16 protein-coding genes and 1 pseudogene are annotated in these 15,188 nt (G+C 32.2%); 14 read left to right on the forward strand and 3 right to left on the reverse strand.

The window, feature by feature from the left end; genetic code table 11:
* From ES724_RS16550 to ES724_RS14840, 11 genes and pseudogenes are all read left to right on the forward strand, one after another.
* Positions 1 to 212, forward strand: a pseudogene (locus ES724_RS16550) (hypothetical protein); the annotation flags it as partial.
* Between the two features lie 366 nt (positions 213 to 578).
* Positions 579 to 923 carry a DUF3024 domain-containing protein gene (locus tag ES724_RS14805; protein ID WP_146934333.1) on the forward strand — a complete coding sequence of 115 codons (345 nt, stop codon included), beginning with the start codon at positions 579 to 581 and terminating at the stop codon, positions 921 to 923.
* Positions 916 to 1,149 (forward strand): hypothetical protein, encoded by a 234-nt coding sequence (locus ES724_RS16810; protein ID WP_246136889.1) that lies wholly within the window; start codon positions 916 to 918, stop codon positions 1,147 to 1,149. The genes ES724_RS14805 and ES724_RS16810 overlap by 8 nt, the downstream gene beginning before the upstream one ends.
* 3 nt (positions 1,150 to 1,152) lie before the next feature.
* Complete coding sequence (locus tag ES724_RS16815; RefSeq protein WP_246136890.1) at positions 1,153 to 1,353, forward strand: UPF0158 family protein; 201 nt, start codon at positions 1,153 to 1,155, stop codon at positions 1,351 to 1,353.
* Positions 1,354 to 1,512: 159 nt separating this feature from the next.
* Positions 1,513 to 2,394, forward strand: a complete 882-nt coding sequence (locus ES724_RS14815; protein WP_146934336.1) for a C1 family peptidase — start codon at positions 1,513 to 1,515, stop codon at positions 2,392 to 2,394.
* Positions 2,395 to 2,616: 222 nt separating this feature from the next.
* The gene (locus ES724_RS14820; RefSeq protein WP_146934339.1) at positions 2,617 to 3,459 is read left to right on the forward strand and encodes an aldo/keto reductase; all 843 of its coding nucleotides are present in this window, start codon (positions 2,617 to 2,619) and stop codon (positions 3,457 to 3,459) included.
* Between the two features lie 382 nt (positions 3,460 to 3,841).
* Positions 3,842 to 4,000 (forward strand): hypothetical protein, encoded by a 159-nt coding sequence (locus ES724_RS16555; RefSeq protein ID WP_155827879.1) that lies wholly within the window; start codon positions 3,842 to 3,844, stop codon positions 3,998 to 4,000.
* 140 nt (positions 4,001 to 4,140) lie between these two features.
* Positions 4,141 to 4,638 (forward strand): DinB family protein, encoded by a 498-nt coding sequence (locus ES724_RS14825; RefSeq protein WP_146934342.1) that lies wholly within the window; start codon positions 4,141 to 4,143, stop codon positions 4,636 to 4,638.
* A 481-nt stretch (positions 4,639 to 5,119) separates the two neighbouring features.
* Positions 5,120 to 5,428, forward strand: a complete 309-nt coding sequence (locus ES724_RS14830; protein WP_146934345.1) for a hypothetical protein — start codon at positions 5,120 to 5,122, stop codon at positions 5,426 to 5,428.
* Positions 5,429 to 5,636: 208 nt separating this feature from the next.
* Positions 5,637 to 6,500, forward strand: a complete 864-nt coding sequence (locus ES724_RS14835; RefSeq protein WP_146934347.1) for a hypothetical protein — start codon at positions 5,637 to 5,639, stop codon at positions 6,498 to 6,500.
* 857 nt (positions 6,501 to 7,357) lie between these two features.
* Complete coding sequence (locus ES724_RS14840; RefSeq protein ID WP_026839708.1) at positions 7,358 to 8,863, forward strand: phytoene desaturase family protein; 1,506 nt, start codon at positions 7,358 to 7,360, stop codon at positions 8,861 to 8,863.
* A 6-nt stretch (positions 8,864 to 8,869) separates the two neighbouring features.
* On the opposite strand, the gene ES724_RS14845 is transcribed toward ES724_RS14840, so the two are convergent.
* Complete coding sequence (locus tag ES724_RS14845; RefSeq protein ID WP_146934350.1) at positions 8,870 to 9,721, reverse strand: prenyltransferase; 852 nt, start codon at positions 9,719 to 9,721, stop codon at positions 8,870 to 8,872.
* Between the two features lie 462 nt (positions 9,722 to 10,183).
* Between ES724_RS14845 and ES724_RS14850 the strand changes: the two genes are divergently transcribed.
* Together ES724_RS14850 and ES724_RS14855 are read left to right on the forward strand one after the other, a co-directional pair.
* Complete coding sequence (locus tag ES724_RS14850) at positions 10,184 to 10,408, forward strand: hypothetical protein (RefSeq protein WP_146934353.1); 225 nt, start codon at positions 10,184 to 10,186, stop codon at positions 10,406 to 10,408.
* A 455-nt stretch (positions 10,409 to 10,863) separates the two neighbouring features.
* Positions 10,864 to 11,436 (forward strand): GNAT family N-acetyltransferase, encoded by a 573-nt coding sequence (locus tag ES724_RS14855; RefSeq protein WP_146934356.1) that lies wholly within the window; start codon positions 10,864 to 10,866, stop codon positions 11,434 to 11,436.
* 371 nt (positions 11,437 to 11,807) lie between these two features.
* Here ES724_RS14855 and ES724_RS14860 read toward each other — a convergent pair whose 3' ends face one another.
* A complete protein-coding gene (locus ES724_RS14860; RefSeq protein WP_146934358.1) occupies positions 11,808 to 12,320 on the reverse strand; it encodes a fasciclin domain-containing protein in 513 nt (170 codons plus the stop codon).
* Positions 12,321 to 12,733: 413 nt separating this feature from the next.
* A complete protein-coding gene (locus ES724_RS14865; protein WP_146934361.1) occupies positions 12,734 to 13,408 on the reverse strand; it encodes a TetR/AcrR family transcriptional regulator in 675 nt (224 codons plus the stop codon).
* Positions 13,409 to 13,569: 161 nt separating this feature from the next.
* On the opposite strand from ES724_RS14865, the gene ES724_RS14870 reads away from it, so the two are divergent.
* Positions 13,570 to 15,162 (forward strand): SulP family inorganic anion transporter, encoded by a 1,593-nt coding sequence (locus tag ES724_RS14870; protein ID WP_394345076.1) that lies wholly within the window; start codon positions 13,570 to 13,572, stop codon positions 15,160 to 15,162.
* Positions 15,163 to 15,188 lie beyond the last annotated feature (26 nt).

The raw sequence follows: 15,188 nt of genomic DNA on the forward strand, positions 1-15,188 counted from the left end.
TAAAAAGTCTGGAAGGTAAAACAGAGAAACAAAAAAACCACTATAAGAAAAAAGAGCTGAAAAGATATGTTTGGGCGATAGCTAGACTTGGTGGTTGGAAAGGGTATGAAAGCAAAAGACATCCAGGGATAACAACCCTATGGATAGGATTGAAATATTTTAAAGCCGCAATGGAAGGGTGGACCATTCATAAAGATATGTCCACACGATAGGATGGTTCGGGAGGAAAATACTTTTAAAAATTCGAGGCAAGCCCGCCTGAATGAAATTCTTTTCGGGCAGACCTCGGGGAACCTGCCCAGCCGGTCAGGCGGGTTAAACCCTCAATGAGGGATTAAGAAAGTGGAATTACAATAATTCCTTTAAATGAAAGTGGAAAAATAAAAGCGACAGTTGAATACAAATTGAATAATAACGTGTGGTAACACCCTGCAAAATTAATTGCTTGGTTCTAGCCTACTTGGAAATCCCTTCGGAATTTCCTCTGGTTCGCTCTATTTTTTTGCTAAATTAGTTGCTTAAACACGCAACTAATCTTATACATAAACCTTATTTGCAAGCGGTTTACAGAAAAATCTATGAAAAAAGATATTATCGACATAAACGAATCGACTATAAAAAAATTCGTTGAATCCTTAAGACCAGAAGATCCTGAAATTAGGGAAAAACTTGATTTCGGATATTCCTATGATGGTAAAATTATCGAGATTTTCGAAATCAGACCAGAATGGGATAAACCAAAAGAAATTCAACATATCCCATTTGTGAAAATTCGATATTATAAATCCAAAAATAGTTGGAACTTATATTGGATGCGCGGAAATTTAAAATGGGAATCATACGAGCCATTTCCTAATTCTTCGCACTTAAATAAAATTTTAGAAATCATTCAAGAAGATAAATACGGATGCTTTTATGGATAAATCTGAACAAAATATTATAAACAATATAGCGCAAGAATTAGATTGCGGAAATGATTGCTACTATAATCCAGAAACAAAATTATTAATTTGCATTCCCAGCGCCGACTTAAGAATGGGGGATGAAGATTATTTTGAAGAGGTTTTTAAAGATGATTTTGAAAAAATAAAAAAGCAGAAAAAGAATTTGATAAAAATTGAGGTTTTAAAAAGTTTCGAATCATTTTAAATAATGGAGAATTTCAAAGATGAGCTTACAGACAATCATTTTAAAGAAAAGTTAAATGAAGCTTTGACAAATAGGAAACCATTTCAGAATTTTAAATATTTAATAGACAATTCAGAGTACCGAGAAAGTTGGTTTGGGTTTAAACAAAAAGAAATAGAAAAAATAGTTGTAGAAACTATAAATCGTAATAATGCCAGTACGTAACATCGTTAAGCAAATAGCGGGCATTCCCATGTAAAGTGATATTTTAAACTTCAGGTTTCAAACAACTAAGCCGACAATCCCGATAACAACTGGGACGTGTCTCTACTCCACGCCACTTGTGTTAACCTAGACCGTTGGAAATAAATAAAACTAAAAAAAATGAGAAAGAACAGACTAATTCTTTTCTTTATAGTTGCATGCTTATGTTCATGTCAAAATGAACCCGTAGGATTACCTTCTGAAATTGAAGAACTCGAATTTGCTACTGGTAGTATATGCAATGGAAATGGAGAATATAAAATTGATAATAATAACTTGCTTGTAAATTATGTGATTCCTAATAATTTACCTGATAGTTACGACTTGTCCCATTTATTGCCGCCAATAGGAAATCAAGGTCAGCAAGGCTCCTGTGTTTCTTGGGCGATTAGTTATTATATGAAATCACTTCAAGAAGGGATAGAATCCAATAATCAGCCTTTCACAACAACAAGTACAATGAGTCCGGCATACACGTACAATCAGTTAGCTCAAGGCAATTGTTTAGGAACTCAAATTACTGAAACACTGGAATTATTAAAAGATAAAGGTGTTTGCTCATTAGCTTCTTTTCCTTATAACGACACCAGTTGTAGTTTACAGCCAAATGAAGAACAAAATGATTTAGCATCTACATATAAAATTAGTGACTATAAAAGTTTAAGTGGACAAAATATGGTGCTAGAAATGAAAGCTTTAATTAATGAAAAGACACCTGTAATAATTGGAGCATATTTATCTTCTGAATTTGGCAAAATAGATAACTTTGGCTTAGCGGCATACAGAGAACATCTTGTTAATTACAGCTTAGAAAGATGTCATGCAATGCTGGTGATTGGGTATTCTGATGACTATAGTGCCTTCAAAGTTGTAAACTCATGGGGAAATGAATGGGGAAATGATGGATTTGTTTGGATTGATTACAAAGCATTTGAAAATGTATTAGATGAAGCTGCAGAATTTAGAGTAATCAATCAAGCTTACATCGCTTATGACTTATAACAACCAGTGCCAGCATCAGTTACCAGCAAATAGTAGGTATTCCAGTGAAAAGTGATATTTTAGTCCTCAAGTAAAACACAACTAAGCCTACTATCCCGATAGTTACCGGTACTCGGCCCTACGCTAAGATACTTAGATTATCCAAGCCCCAATGGCTGTCATTTTAAACAAGTTAGTAAATTCAAAAAAACAAACTTAATTTAAGAAATTGACTGAAAAATTATGCGGAACTTAATCTTAAATGATGGAAATATAATACCGATAGTAGGATTTGGAACCTACAAATCTCAGAATCAAGAGGGAATAGAATCGGTCATATCTGCTATCTCTAATGGTTATTCTCTAATCGATACAGCAGCAATTTATGGGAATGAAGAAGCTGTTGGTAAAGGAATCAAAGCTAGTGGAGTTTTAAGAAAAGATATTTTCATAACCACCAAATTATGGCGTGAGAGTTTAGGTTATAAATCAACTAAAATAGAATTTGAAAAATCCCTAAAAAGACTTAATCTAGACTACATTGATTTGTACTTAATACACTGGCCTGCTAATGCTAAAAATTATGACAATTGGCAAAAAACCAATGCCGATACTTGGCGGGCAATGGAAGAATTACAAGCTGAAGGCAAAATAAAATCTATTGGTGTAAGTAATTTTTTTCAAGAACATTTAGAAGCTTTATTTCAAACAGCTAATGTGATTCCGTCCATTAATCAAATAGAATTTCATCCAGGTTATTGGCAACAGGAATTAGTAGAATTCTGTAAAAGACAAAACATAGTAGTTGAATCATGGTCGCCTTTGGCAAGAGGAAAAGTGTTTGGAAATGAAGTGTTAAAGGCAATCGCTAACAAACACAACAAATCTGTTCCACAGGTTTGTTTGAGATGGATTATTCAACACGATGTAATTGTTATCCCTAAATCTACATCACCCAGAAGAATCCAAGAAAACATGAATCTGTTCGATTTTGAATTGATAACAGCAGAAATGGAACTCATTAATAAGCTTCAAGAAATGGGTTTCAGTGGAGAATTACCTAACATCTGGCCAGACAGAATTTAAAAACATTTGCTAACATCCACAAAACATGAGAATTAAAAAAATAATTCGGGCGGTTTTAATTTGACTACCTTCTATAATGATATCTATGATTTTTATCCAAAACGGATTAGGAAAAATATTTCACTCCAATCAAATGGATAAAATTATTACAAATAATACGATAATAATTATCGTTGGAATTATTCTACTTATAGCAACTGCTTTGTTCTTATTTAATCCCTCATTGAGGGTTTAATTCCCCGAGGCCTGCCCGAAACATTCAGGCGGGCTTGCCTCGATTTTTTAAAAGTATTTTCCTCCCGAACCATCGGGACATACCTCGTGGGCCCGCCCGTACCGTTCGGGCGGGCTTGCCACAAGGTTCTTGATTAAAACTATAATTTTGAGAACGACTCTTTTAGCATTATATATGACATTTATAGTTTTTATTCATATATCTAAAGAGAAGCCATTTGAAGTTGTAGCTATTATTGTATTGGCTACAATTTTTGCAGCATATATTAGACAACCACAACTATTCCATCAGAAACACAATCAATAAAATGTGTGTAAAAAATTGACTTAAATATTTGCTCCATTGATTCTCAACATAAATGAGTAAAATTGGCGGTAATATCATTTCTTTTTTAATCTGTCAACTTGGCCCAACTGAAAAGCCTACTTTTGTATTAATTTCATAGTATGAATTACACTTTAGGTATCACGTTGAAAAATCATGAGATACTAACAAGCTATCTGGAAGACCTTTCTTTGGAAGAGCTTAATGCCATTCCTGAAGATTTCAACAACAATATATTTTGGAATATCGCGCATACGCTCGCAAACCAGCAAATGTATGTCTATGTTTTTTCTGGTCAGACTCCCTTGATTTCAGAGGAATGGATCACCAACTACAAAAAAGGAACAAAACCCACCAAAAACATAGACAAAATGGATGTGGAATACCTAAAATCAAAGCTTATACCTGCGATAAACCAGACCAGGATTGATTTGCACAATGGGCTTTTCAAAAACTACCAGCCCTACACGGCAAACTCTGGTTCAACATTGAAAAACATTGAGGAAGCCATTATTTTCAACAATTTTCACGAAGGGATTCATCATGGTGCTATTTCAGGGCTTAAGCGAGCTATAAACGCACGGAAAGAAAAGAGGCTCCCTCTTGTTTCGGGATTGTGATTTTAAAGTTCATTCATAAGCAACTCTAAGGGAAACCAAGGCGTGATTAAGTTGAGAACTGCTTTCATTTTGGTGTTTACAGGTAGCACATGTCGGTACAGTAGAGAACACCTGATATAACAAATAGTAGTGTTCTTTTATAAGCCAAAAATTTCGGTTTATTTAGAAAACTGTCAATCTTTGTATTAGTCATTTAAAACAAAAAAAGATAGAACTCAAAAACAAAAATCTGGCTTTAACATGGAATGAAGGCACTCGCTTTTTTCTCCGCTACTTGCCAAATACAAACTCGTAGACTTTATTTGCAGAAACATACAATTTCTAAGATGCAAAAAATGATTAAGAATTATGTCAGATTATTTACGATTTTAATATTGTTGAGTTCGTGTGAAAAATCAAGAACCTCGGGGCAAGTCCACGAGGTATCAACTGGAAATTACTTTTAAAAATTCGAGGCAAGTCTCGAGGAATTAAACCCTCAATGAGGGATTCAACTGATAAAAAAGAAGTTACAATTGATAATTTCGATAAAAAATTCATCGATAGTTTAATCCCAAATCCTGATGAAAACTATTCAGTTTTTTATGCTAAAATTAAAGGTTACTCAAATGATAAAATTAGATTGAGTATAAGCCCCGTCAAAATCGAAAATCCAGAAAGCTATTACTATTTCATCGGAGATTTTGAAGAGGAAGTCAGACTTGATTATTATGGTGAGTCGAATAAATATATATCTTTTGATCCGTATAAAGCGACTCAAGGAAAGGTGAAATTGAAGTACCAATTATAAAATTCTTATAAACACTAGCAACAATATCAAATATCCCAAATAGCAGCGTTTGATTTAAAAGTGATGTTTTAGATCTAAATTAACAAACAGCTAAGCCAACAATCCCAATAGATAGCGCTATGTGTTCCAACTCTAGGCCACTTGTGGAAAGCAAAACCGAGAGATGTTATTTTTGAACAGAAAATTGAAAACAAACGAAGTAAATTAAATGAAAGAAATTCGAGTTGGTTTTTTAATGTCTTATGATCATAAGTTATTAAAAAATTCAATACCATTAGTTTATAAAGAAGCCGACTCGATCACAATTGCCCTTGACGAGAACTTAAGAACATGGTCAGGTGGAAATTTTGAAATTGATGACAGCTTTTTTCTTTGGCTCAAATCTTTTGATATTGAAAAAAAGATAACAATTTATAGAGATGATTTTTTTGATTCCAATCTGAATGCGATGGAAAACGAGGTAAAAGAAAGAAAAATGTTAGCCTCGAAAATGGGAATAGGCAATTGGTTAATTCAAATAGATAGTGATGAATATTTCGTAGACTTCAAGAAATTTACGGAAGAACTTAAGCTCAGAAATAAATATTTAAATAATCCAGAAAAAAATCAAATTCAGATAGCTGGATATTATGTAAACTTATATAAATATACAGAAGATGGGATTTTATATGTATCCAAACCACGAAATCAAAAATTTGCTACTAATTATCCGAGTTATGTAACTGGCAGAAACACCAAAAAACAAGTAATCTATATTCCAAGTCTAGTGATACATGAATGTTTATCGCGTAGTGAAGAAGAAATTCGGACGAAATTTACCAATTGGGGACATTCACATCAAGTAGATATTGATAAATTTTTAAATAAATGGCGAAAAATAAACCAATCCAATTATAGTAAGTTTGAAAATCTATTTTATCTCAAACCTGAATTATGGAAAAAATTAAATTATGTAGAAGGTAAATCCATTACTGAAATATCTCGCAATCTAGATTATCAGAAATTAAAGCCTTCAAGATCATTCCTAATAAGTAAAAATTTTGGTCAATGGTTTAAGTTTTTATACAAATAAAATGTTTTAGTTTAAAAAACTTAATAGAATTAAAAAAATACGGCTGACATACGGATCAAGACCGTTGTCTTTCATTGCAGAACGAATTCAAAATAAATGACATATGAAAAATTTAAACCTGAACACAATTCTATTAATACTATGTTTAATTCTACTAATAGTATGTGCTTACGGAATTTATTCACGTCCAACATTGGAACAAATTGATGCGAGAATTATGCATTGGGGACAACATTATGGACAGCATTTTTCCAATTAGATTTTCTTTTCTAATGAAATTAGAACGTGGTTTTATTTGTAAAACTGGAAACTATATTTAAAACTAAGAAATATGAGATCATTTTATAACAAAATCACTAAGAAAATAACTGGAATTACCTTAGCGATTATACTGTTCATATTATTAATTTTAAAGTTCGTAATTGAATAAACTCAAACTAACTGAATTCAAGAAAATATAAAGATAGATTGATTGTTAAGCTCAATTAATTCGGTTGCGAAATTTCTCACTCAAACGGAATTTAGCAGATTTACGTAAAACATTAACGACTCAAATAACTGGAAATCTAAATTTATAAATTAAAATGTTAATTAAAATCAATCTCGAGAGGAGAAAATAAAACTGTAAAAAACAAGTGAGCAAAACCTTTAAAACTAAAGGCTTATGGTCTTTAATTAGGTATTAAGAATTAAACTAAAACATATTGGTATTAAGTCTAGAATAATTATTAATATGGAGATTAAAAATCCTAATTATCAAATTATCAGGATTTTTATTTCACAGCAAATTTGAACAACTTTCATAATTCCTTCTTAAATAATTTCACACCACTTAAGGCTTCATTATTTTTATATAATTGAAAAAGAAAATCATTATTATCGGTTCTGGAATTGGAGGCTTAGGTTCTGCTGCGTTGTTAGCTAAATCTGGTTATGACGTCACTGTCATTGAAAAGAATGCCAATCTTGGTGGTCGTGCTAATATTTTTGAAGCCGAGGGTTATACTTTTGACATGGGACCTTCCTGGTATCTAATGCCAGATGTATTTGAGCATTATTTCAAATTGCTCGATGAAGACATTACTAAACATTTAGATCTGGTAAAGCTCTCTCCTTCTTACCGTGTGTTTTTTTCTAATGATAAAGAATTACCTATAGTCGATATCCATTCTGATCTGGATAAAGATTTACCTCTTTTTGAGCAGTTAGAGCCAGGCATCACGCCTAAGATCAAAGAGTACCTTAAACGTTCTGGTGAGCAATATGAGATGGCTAAAGATACTTTTATGTATAGAAATCTAGGGTTCTCATTAGATTTTTTAAAATGGGATGTGATTAAAAAAGGGATAGAACTCAATCCTTTTCAAACCATGCAATCCTACTTAAATAAATGGTTTAAAAGCGAGCGTGTTAAAAAAATATTAGAATATACATTGGTGTTTTTAGGTTCTGATCCTGCAAAAACACCTGCGATGTATAATATCATGAATGCCATAGATTTCAATATGGGTGTTTACTACCCTAAAGGCGGGATTTATGAGATTGTAAAGGCATTAGTAACTATAAATAAAAAACATGGTACACAGTTTATGACAAATATGCCTGTATCAAAAATTATAGTTGAAAACAAAAAAGCTACAGGTGTTCAACTCGAAAATGGGACTATTTTAGAAGCAGATTTGATCATCTCCAATGCCGATTTATGGTTTACGGAAACCCATTTACTTGAGAAGCGTCAGCAAACCTATCCTGAACGATATTGGGAAAAGGCAGTTTTGAGTCCGAGTGCGTTTATTATGTACCTTGGTTTGGATAGAGAATTAGAGATTTTAAGTCATCACAACCTACGCTTTGGTGGAGATTGGAAACAAAATTTCAAAGAGCTGTTTGATACGCCTAAACTTCCGGAAGATCCTAGTTATTATATCTGTAAGCCCACGGAAACCGATCCAGACTTATCGCCACCAGGAACTGATAATTTATTTGTTCTGGTGCCAATTCCTCCTGGTTTAAGGCTTTCCAAAACTGATATGGAAAGTTACCGTCAAAAAATTTTAAATCTGATGAAAACGGACTTAAATCTACCAGCAATTGAAGAATATATCGTTTATGAAAGGTCTTACTGGAGTGATGATTTCCGAAGGGATTATAATGCCTATAAAGGCACCGCATTAGGATTAGCGCATACATTAAAACAAACACTAAAACGACCATTAAACTATAGTAAAAAGGTTAAAAACCTCTATTATGTTGGTGCTGGTACAAGTCCGGGAATTGGTATGCCTATCTGTTTGATTTCGGCTGAACTCGTCTATAAACGTATTCAAAAGATTAAAACCTCTAAACCCTTAGAATCCTTGTAGCCTCAACTACATTATTTCATTAAAAAACATATAGAAAAACAATATTGCTCCTGTAAGCACATTGATAAGTGGAAAGTAGGTATAGTATTTAAATAGTTTTGAAATATTATTAATACTTAGTAGTACGATAGAGATATAAACAATACCGAAGACAATTGCAATAAAACCTACATAGTAAAATCCAATAGATGCAGAGATGAAATAGGCTATTAGGCAAAACCATAAGGCTTTTTTCTCACCAAGCATAATTGCTAGTGTATTCACTCCGGCTTTTCTATCTGCTTCAATATCTGGAATAGCAGAATAGGTTTGCATACCAAAGGCCCAAATAAGACCGCCAAGTACAGCTAACCATTGTATATTGGTGTTTCCTGTGATGAAAAATCCAACTAGTGCCGGGGAAACATATATAATTGCCGAAAAAAGGACATCTAAAGGGGGTTTACTTTTTGCTCTTACAGGCCTTGCGGAATAAAATAGCCCCGTAAATAAAAACAACAATAAGGCGAGTTTTGTGGGTACATTAACCATAAAAAATAATGGCACAAAAGGAATTAATAAAAGGACTATGATGATCCACAAGCTTTTATGTTTTTCCAGTTTTAATACAGATTCGTATTTTATCTTCTTGTCGTTATAGATATCGGTTTGATAATCATAGATATCGTTAACACCGTAGATAAAAACATTTGCTGGCAAGGAAAAAAATACACCAAACGCTATTAAAAGAAGCGTAGTGCTATCATCATACAAGAACAGATTTCCTGAAGAAATAACACCAACAAGAAAAGTTCCGAGGACGTACATCCAGAATCTCGGTCTAGATAAAAAGAAAACCTCTTTGATCGTTAGTTTCATGGCATAGCAAAAATAAGGTTATAGAATCATTAAATCTAAATATTTATTTTTATTTGTTTATTTGATTTTATTATATGTTAAACAAAAGATAGTGTCATTTTGTAATTACTGTAGAATCCAAAAAACAAACTTCTTTTGACTGCAGATATCACCAATTTAAACAGTTGACATCCAATTACATTATGTGCAATTCCTTATATATAACTTTATTAATCTTTAAAATAAGCGGGATTAATTTTGGACTATTTTAAAAATGAAAGTTTCGTGTAAGTGAAAATTAGAAACAAAAAAAGAATAATAGTATAAGTATAATCCAGACTTAACTTAACTCTAGTATATTGCATTAATAAAGTATTATTATGAAATGAGCATAACGCCAATAGGATAAAAACACCGATGAAGATATGCGAATTGCTAAAGATAGCTTTCGAGAGACCATTATAAAACAATAAATATCAACATATGAAATTAAACTTATTGTCCTGTCATGCTCAGAGACCAGATAGAAGAGCGATAGCGAATTGTATTGCAGAAATTTCAACTAACATCGATGAATCATTGTCAAATGAACTTACAGATCTCCTCCTAGAAGGAGACGCTGTAGATATTGAGATGGAAGATAAAAATACTGGTTCTGCTTTAAGAGCTTTGCGAAAATTAAGTATTGACTACGAAATTATAGAATGAACCAAATTACTGGCAATTTGGTAACATATTCATGTGAACTATTGTCTAGCAGACTGATTACTATTGCATATCGGTTGAATATCTTTGAAATAAAAAAAAACGCACCTCACTGTTTATAAGACATAACTAATAAAGACTAAATAGAAAGATTTGTGCTTATGCTCAAAGACCACCAAGCTATCTCCTACTCCACTCCAATGAATTGCTAAAAATATTAACTAAGAAGCAAAGCAATACAAAATCGCTCAATCTTGCTCAAAGCTGTTGCCAAAGCAGGTAACATCGATTAGGGCAAATAGTGGATCTTCCAATGAAAAGTGATATTTTAGAGACCCAGTAACAAAAAAGTAAGCCAACAATTCCAATAGCTACTGGGTCGTGTCCCCAATCCACGCTAATTGCGTTAACCAAGATCTTTTTTACTATGCATTTTCATCAGATAAGCTACAAGGCATATGATTAATGAAATATACTTTAATAATTTTCCAAGTTTAGAAAGTGAAAGGCTAATTCTGAGAAAGTTGGAATTGACAGATGCAGCTGAAGTGCAATTAATTCGTTCGGATGAAAAAGTTATGATTTATATGGATTCAGAAAGACAAATGACCATTCAACATTCTGAAAACTTTATTTCTAACAAATTAAAAATGTACGAAGAAAGAACTGGAATCTTTTGGGCTATTATTGAAAAATCAACCAATAAGTTTATGGGTGATTTTGCGTTTTTCAAAATAGATAATAAAAATTCTAGAGCAGAGATCGGATATACGTTGAAACCAGAATTTTGGGGAAATGGATTTATGAAAGAGGCAATGCTGAATGTTTTCAATTTTGGCTTCAGTGATTTAAAACTTCATAGTTTAGAAGCAAACATTAATCCCCAAAATGACAATTCTCGAGCAATATTGACGAAAATGGGATTTCAAAAAGAAGCCTATTTTAGAGAGAATTATTACTATAACGGGGATTACTTAGATAGTGAAATTTACTCTTTACTCAAAACTGACTATCAAAAAAGCAAAAAATAAAGAACAAAACTTGAAACTATCAAAATACAGAACATCGGGTGCTATCGGAAAATCAGATATTGAAATATATTGTCGTCTGACAAAAGATATAAGATCGCTGCGCTACTAGATTCAAGACGTAAGACTTTTTTCCAACTAATTGAAAATCATTATTTTAATCTGTATAAATTTTTCAAAAAGGAAAAAATAATTCTGTGTTCTAATAGCAAGCTCCTAAACATTGAAAACATTCTTAATCCACGTTTCTTCTAGCCTCATCGAAATCCTGAATTTTTTACCGGACAATACTAATTGAAATATTTAAAAAAATAGTGTCATAATAAAAAAGCCCCGAATTATCGAGGCTTTCATTTTTATTTACAAAACATTCATTACTTAGGCATTACTACAGTGTCTATTACGTGAATTACACCATTGCTGCCCATTACATCTGTAGCTACAATTTCACTATAATTACCATTTACATCTTTCAACCAAATTTTACCATCTTTTTGCATTACAGTTAAGACTTGACCATTTAATGCTTCCAATTCTACCATACCATTTCCTTTCTTTAAAGCAGCTACTACATCTGTTGCAGTTAAATTTCCAGATACTACATGATAAGTTAAGATATTAGCTAATGCTTTTTGATTTTTTTCTTCTAATAGAGAGTTCAATGCATTAGAATCAATTTTAGCGAAAGCACTATTTGTTGGAGCGAAAACGGTGAATGGTCCATCTCCTTGTAAAGCACCAACTAAATCGGCAGCAGTTAATGCTGTAACTAAAGTTGAAAAATCTTCATTGCCAACGGCAACATCTACTATTGTTTCTTGTGCAGCAACATTTTTAGATAAGGCTACAGTCATTAGAATTGTTAAAATAAGGACTAATTTTTTCATCATTTCTAGTTTTAGATATTAAATTGTTTTACAAATATATACTAAAGTTTCGTTTTGTCTAACGTTATTAACTTTTTATTAAACAAAATTTTAAAAGATTATTTCTAATTTTCATCTTTAATACAAAAAGATAAAGTTCTTATAGTTCAATTATGAAATAAGCTTTGAGAAATAAAAAATAAGAAAAGCTAAAACGAAATGATTGGAATAAAAAGCTACAGGAGCTAACAACTGCTATCACAAATAGCAGGCAATTGAATGATAAGCGATGTTTTATAGATTAATTATGAAACTAACAAAAGCGACAATCCGGGCAACTTTTAGGACATTCCCCTACTCCACTCTGCTTGGGTTTACTAAAACCGCTACTTGCAAGAAATAAAGATTTATCGTCCTGAATAATACATAAATGATCAGGACAATAATTTATCAGCAAAATAATTCAACATTGTTTCCACTTCATCTACATTATTCCCATTAACCGATATATCTGTAAGCCTTGGAAGATGCTTTGCAAAATAAATATGGTTATTAGACATTTCAAAAAGATTAGTGGCTAACGCGTAGGGGTATTTAAATTGCGGATTGATCTCCGAAATAATATTGGAAACTGAATTGGCTAAACTTTTATAACTTTTAAAAAATCCTTTTGAATTATCCTTATCTACATCTTTTGTATGATATGCTTTGACCCCTTCTGATATAAAAATATTATGGAGTTTACTTTCATTAACATATTCTACACCGGGATTATCTTTAGGTGCAAAAACAAAAGAATGTATAATGATCTTCAGTTTTATCCTTGGATCGCTAACATTCATGGTATTTACTTTTATAAGATAGCTTACCCATTCCCAATACCAATTAACTAAGAATATTAATAACAAATGTTTGTTCTCAAAGTACCGATAGATGGAAGCTTCTGTTGAACCTATTCTCTCTGCTAACTTTTTAAAAGTAAAGGATTCGAAACCATATTCATCTATTAAGAGAATACTATGCTGAATAATATTTTTTCCAAGTTTTGAATCTTGTGGATCCTTAAGGTATAAACCGTCGTTTAAAGAAAATCTTATTTGTAAACTCATTGTTAAATGTATCCAAAACCAGATTCGAAAATCGAACAAAGTTGTAATTAAAATTCAAATATACAAAAGCAAAACAATTTTTTATGATAGTATTACTATTGTTTTAAAAAGTCTTATTATATTTACAGCTAAAATTTTAATAATTTAAGAAAAATGGGACTATGAAGATTAATATTTTTTCACACTTAAAAAGTGATATACCATCAAGTATTGTGGTATTTTTTGTGGCATTACCTCTATGTTTAGGTATCGCCTTAGCCAGTGGAGCACCACTTTTTTCAGGTTTAATAGCTGGAATTATTGGAGGTATAATCGTTGGTGCCTTAAGCGGATCAAATATTGGAGTAAGCGGACCTGCAGCAGGATTAGCAGCAATTGTTTTAACAGCTATAGGTTCTTTAGGGGGATTTGAGAATTTTCTGTTAGCAGTTGTTTTAGGTGGTGCTATACAACTACTCTTTGGGATTCTAAAAGCTGGTATCATAGGATATTATTTTCCTTCATCTGTTATTAAAGGGATGCTTACTGGAATAGGAATTATAATTATTCTTAAACAAATTCCTCATTTTTTTGGATACGATGCCGATCCTCAAGGTGATTTTGCGTTCTTTCAAATAGATGGAGAAAACACTATTTCCGAAATATTTAAAACGGTGAATTATATTCGGCCTGGATCTGCATTAATCGGTATTATAGGTTTATCCATTTTATTATTATGGGATAAAGTATTATCCAAAAAATCTAAAGTATTCCAAGTAATACAAGGTCCGTTAGTAGCTGTGGCTGCAGGAATTATCTTCTTTTTAGTAACAAAATCCAACGATACAATTGCTATTACTCAATCTCATTTAGTTAGCGTACCTGTACCAGAAGATTTTTCCTCATTCTTAGGTCAATTCAGTTTTCCGAATTTTGGAGCTATTACGAATCCAGAAATATGGGTTGTTGCATTTACTATTGCTTTGGTTGCAAGTTTAGAAACCTTACTTTGTGTTGAAGCTACAGATAAACTAGATCCACACAAAAATGTAACTCCAACAAATAGAGAATTGTTAGCCCAAGGCACAGGTAACATCATCTCTGGAATGATAGGTGGATTACCAATTACTCAGGTAATTGTAAGAAGTTCTGCCAATATTCAATCGGGAGGAAGAACCAAGATGTCGGCAATTATCCACGGGTTTCTGTTGTTAATTTCTGTAGTGGTGATTCCAAATTTATTAAATATGATACCACTATCTGTACTTGCTGCTATATTATTGATTGTAGGATATAAGTTAGCGAAACCAGCTTTATTTAAAAAAATGTACGATTTAGGCTGGAAACAATCTATACCTTTTACAGTAACGGTTCTAGGTATTGTATTTATCGATCTGCTTTACGGAATAGGATTAGGATTGGCAGTGGGAATTGTTGTTATACTAATAAAGAGTTATCAAAACTCTCATTTCTTGCATAAGGAAGGTGAAGAGTTAAACGACGGAACCATTAAAATGACCTTAGCAGAAGAGGTAACATTTTTTAACAAAGGTGCAATTCTTAAGGAATTAGAAAGCTTACCTGAGAACTCCTATTTAGAGTTGGACGTTAGAAAAACCAGGTACTTAGACAATGACATTATAGAAATTTTGGAGGACTTCGCATTTAAGGCTAAGGAACGAAACATAAACATAAAATTAATTTCAGAGCGAGGTATCGTTGAAAACCCACCAAGCTATATTGAATTTTTTAAACTAAGACCTAAATCAGCATAAAACAACTTGTTAATTAAAATACATAA

The sequence above is a fragment of the Gillisia hiemivivida genome, assembly GCF_007997295.1.
Lineage (GTDB): Bacteria > Bacteroidota > Bacteroidia > Flavobacteriales > Flavobacteriaceae > Gillisia > Gillisia hiemivivida.

Bases quoted from the DNA above. Each gene is read 5' to 3' on its own strand.
- ES724_RS14805 (WP_146934333.1), top strand. From the start codon at position 579: ATGAAAAAAGATATTATCGACATAAACGAATCGACTATAAAAAAATTC.
- ES724_RS16810 (WP_246136889.1), top strand. From the start codon at position 916: ATGGATAAATCTGAACAAAATATTATAAACAATATAGCGCAAGAATTA.
- ES724_RS16815 (WP_246136890.1), top strand. From the start codon at position 1,153: ATGGAGAATTTCAAAGATGAGCTTACAGACAATCATTTTAAAGAAAAG.
- ES724_RS14815 (WP_146934336.1), top strand. From the start codon at position 1,513: ATGAGAAAGAACAGACTAATTCTTTTCTTTATAGTTGCATGCTTATGT.
- ES724_RS14820 (WP_146934339.1), top strand. From the start codon at position 2,617: ATGCGGAACTTAATCTTAAATGATGGAAATATAATACCGATAGTAGGA.
- ES724_RS14825 (WP_146934342.1), top strand. From the start codon at position 4,141: ATGAATTACACTTTAGGTATCACGTTGAAAAATCATGAGATACTAACA.
- ES724_RS14830 (WP_146934345.1), top strand. From the start codon at position 5,120: ATGAGGGATTCAACTGATAAAAAAGAAGTTACAATTGATAATTTCGAT.
- ES724_RS14835 (WP_146934347.1), top strand. From the start codon at position 5,637: ATGAAAGAAATTCGAGTTGGTTTTTTAATGTCTTATGATCATAAGTTA.
- ES724_RS14845 (WP_146934350.1), bottom strand. From the start codon at position 9,721: ATGAAACTAACGATCAAAGAGGTTTTCTTTTTATCTAGACCGAGATTC.
- ES724_RS14850 (WP_146934353.1), top strand. From the start codon at position 10,184: ATGAAATTAAACTTATTGTCCTGTCATGCTCAGAGACCAGATAGAAGA.
- ES724_RS14855 (WP_146934356.1), top strand. From the start codon at position 10,864: ATGATTAATGAAATATACTTTAATAATTTTCCAAGTTTAGAAAGTGAA.
- ES724_RS14860 (WP_146934358.1), bottom strand. From the start codon at position 12,320: ATGAAAAAATTAGTCCTTATTTTAACAATTCTAATGACTGTAGCCTTA.
- ES724_RS14865 (WP_146934361.1), bottom strand. From the start codon at position 13,408: ATGAGTTTACAAATAAGATTTTCTTTAAACGACGGTTTATACCTTAAG.
- ES724_RS14870 (WP_394345076.1), top strand. From the start codon at position 13,570: ATGAAGATTAATATTTTTTCACACTTAAAAAGTGATATACCATCAAGT.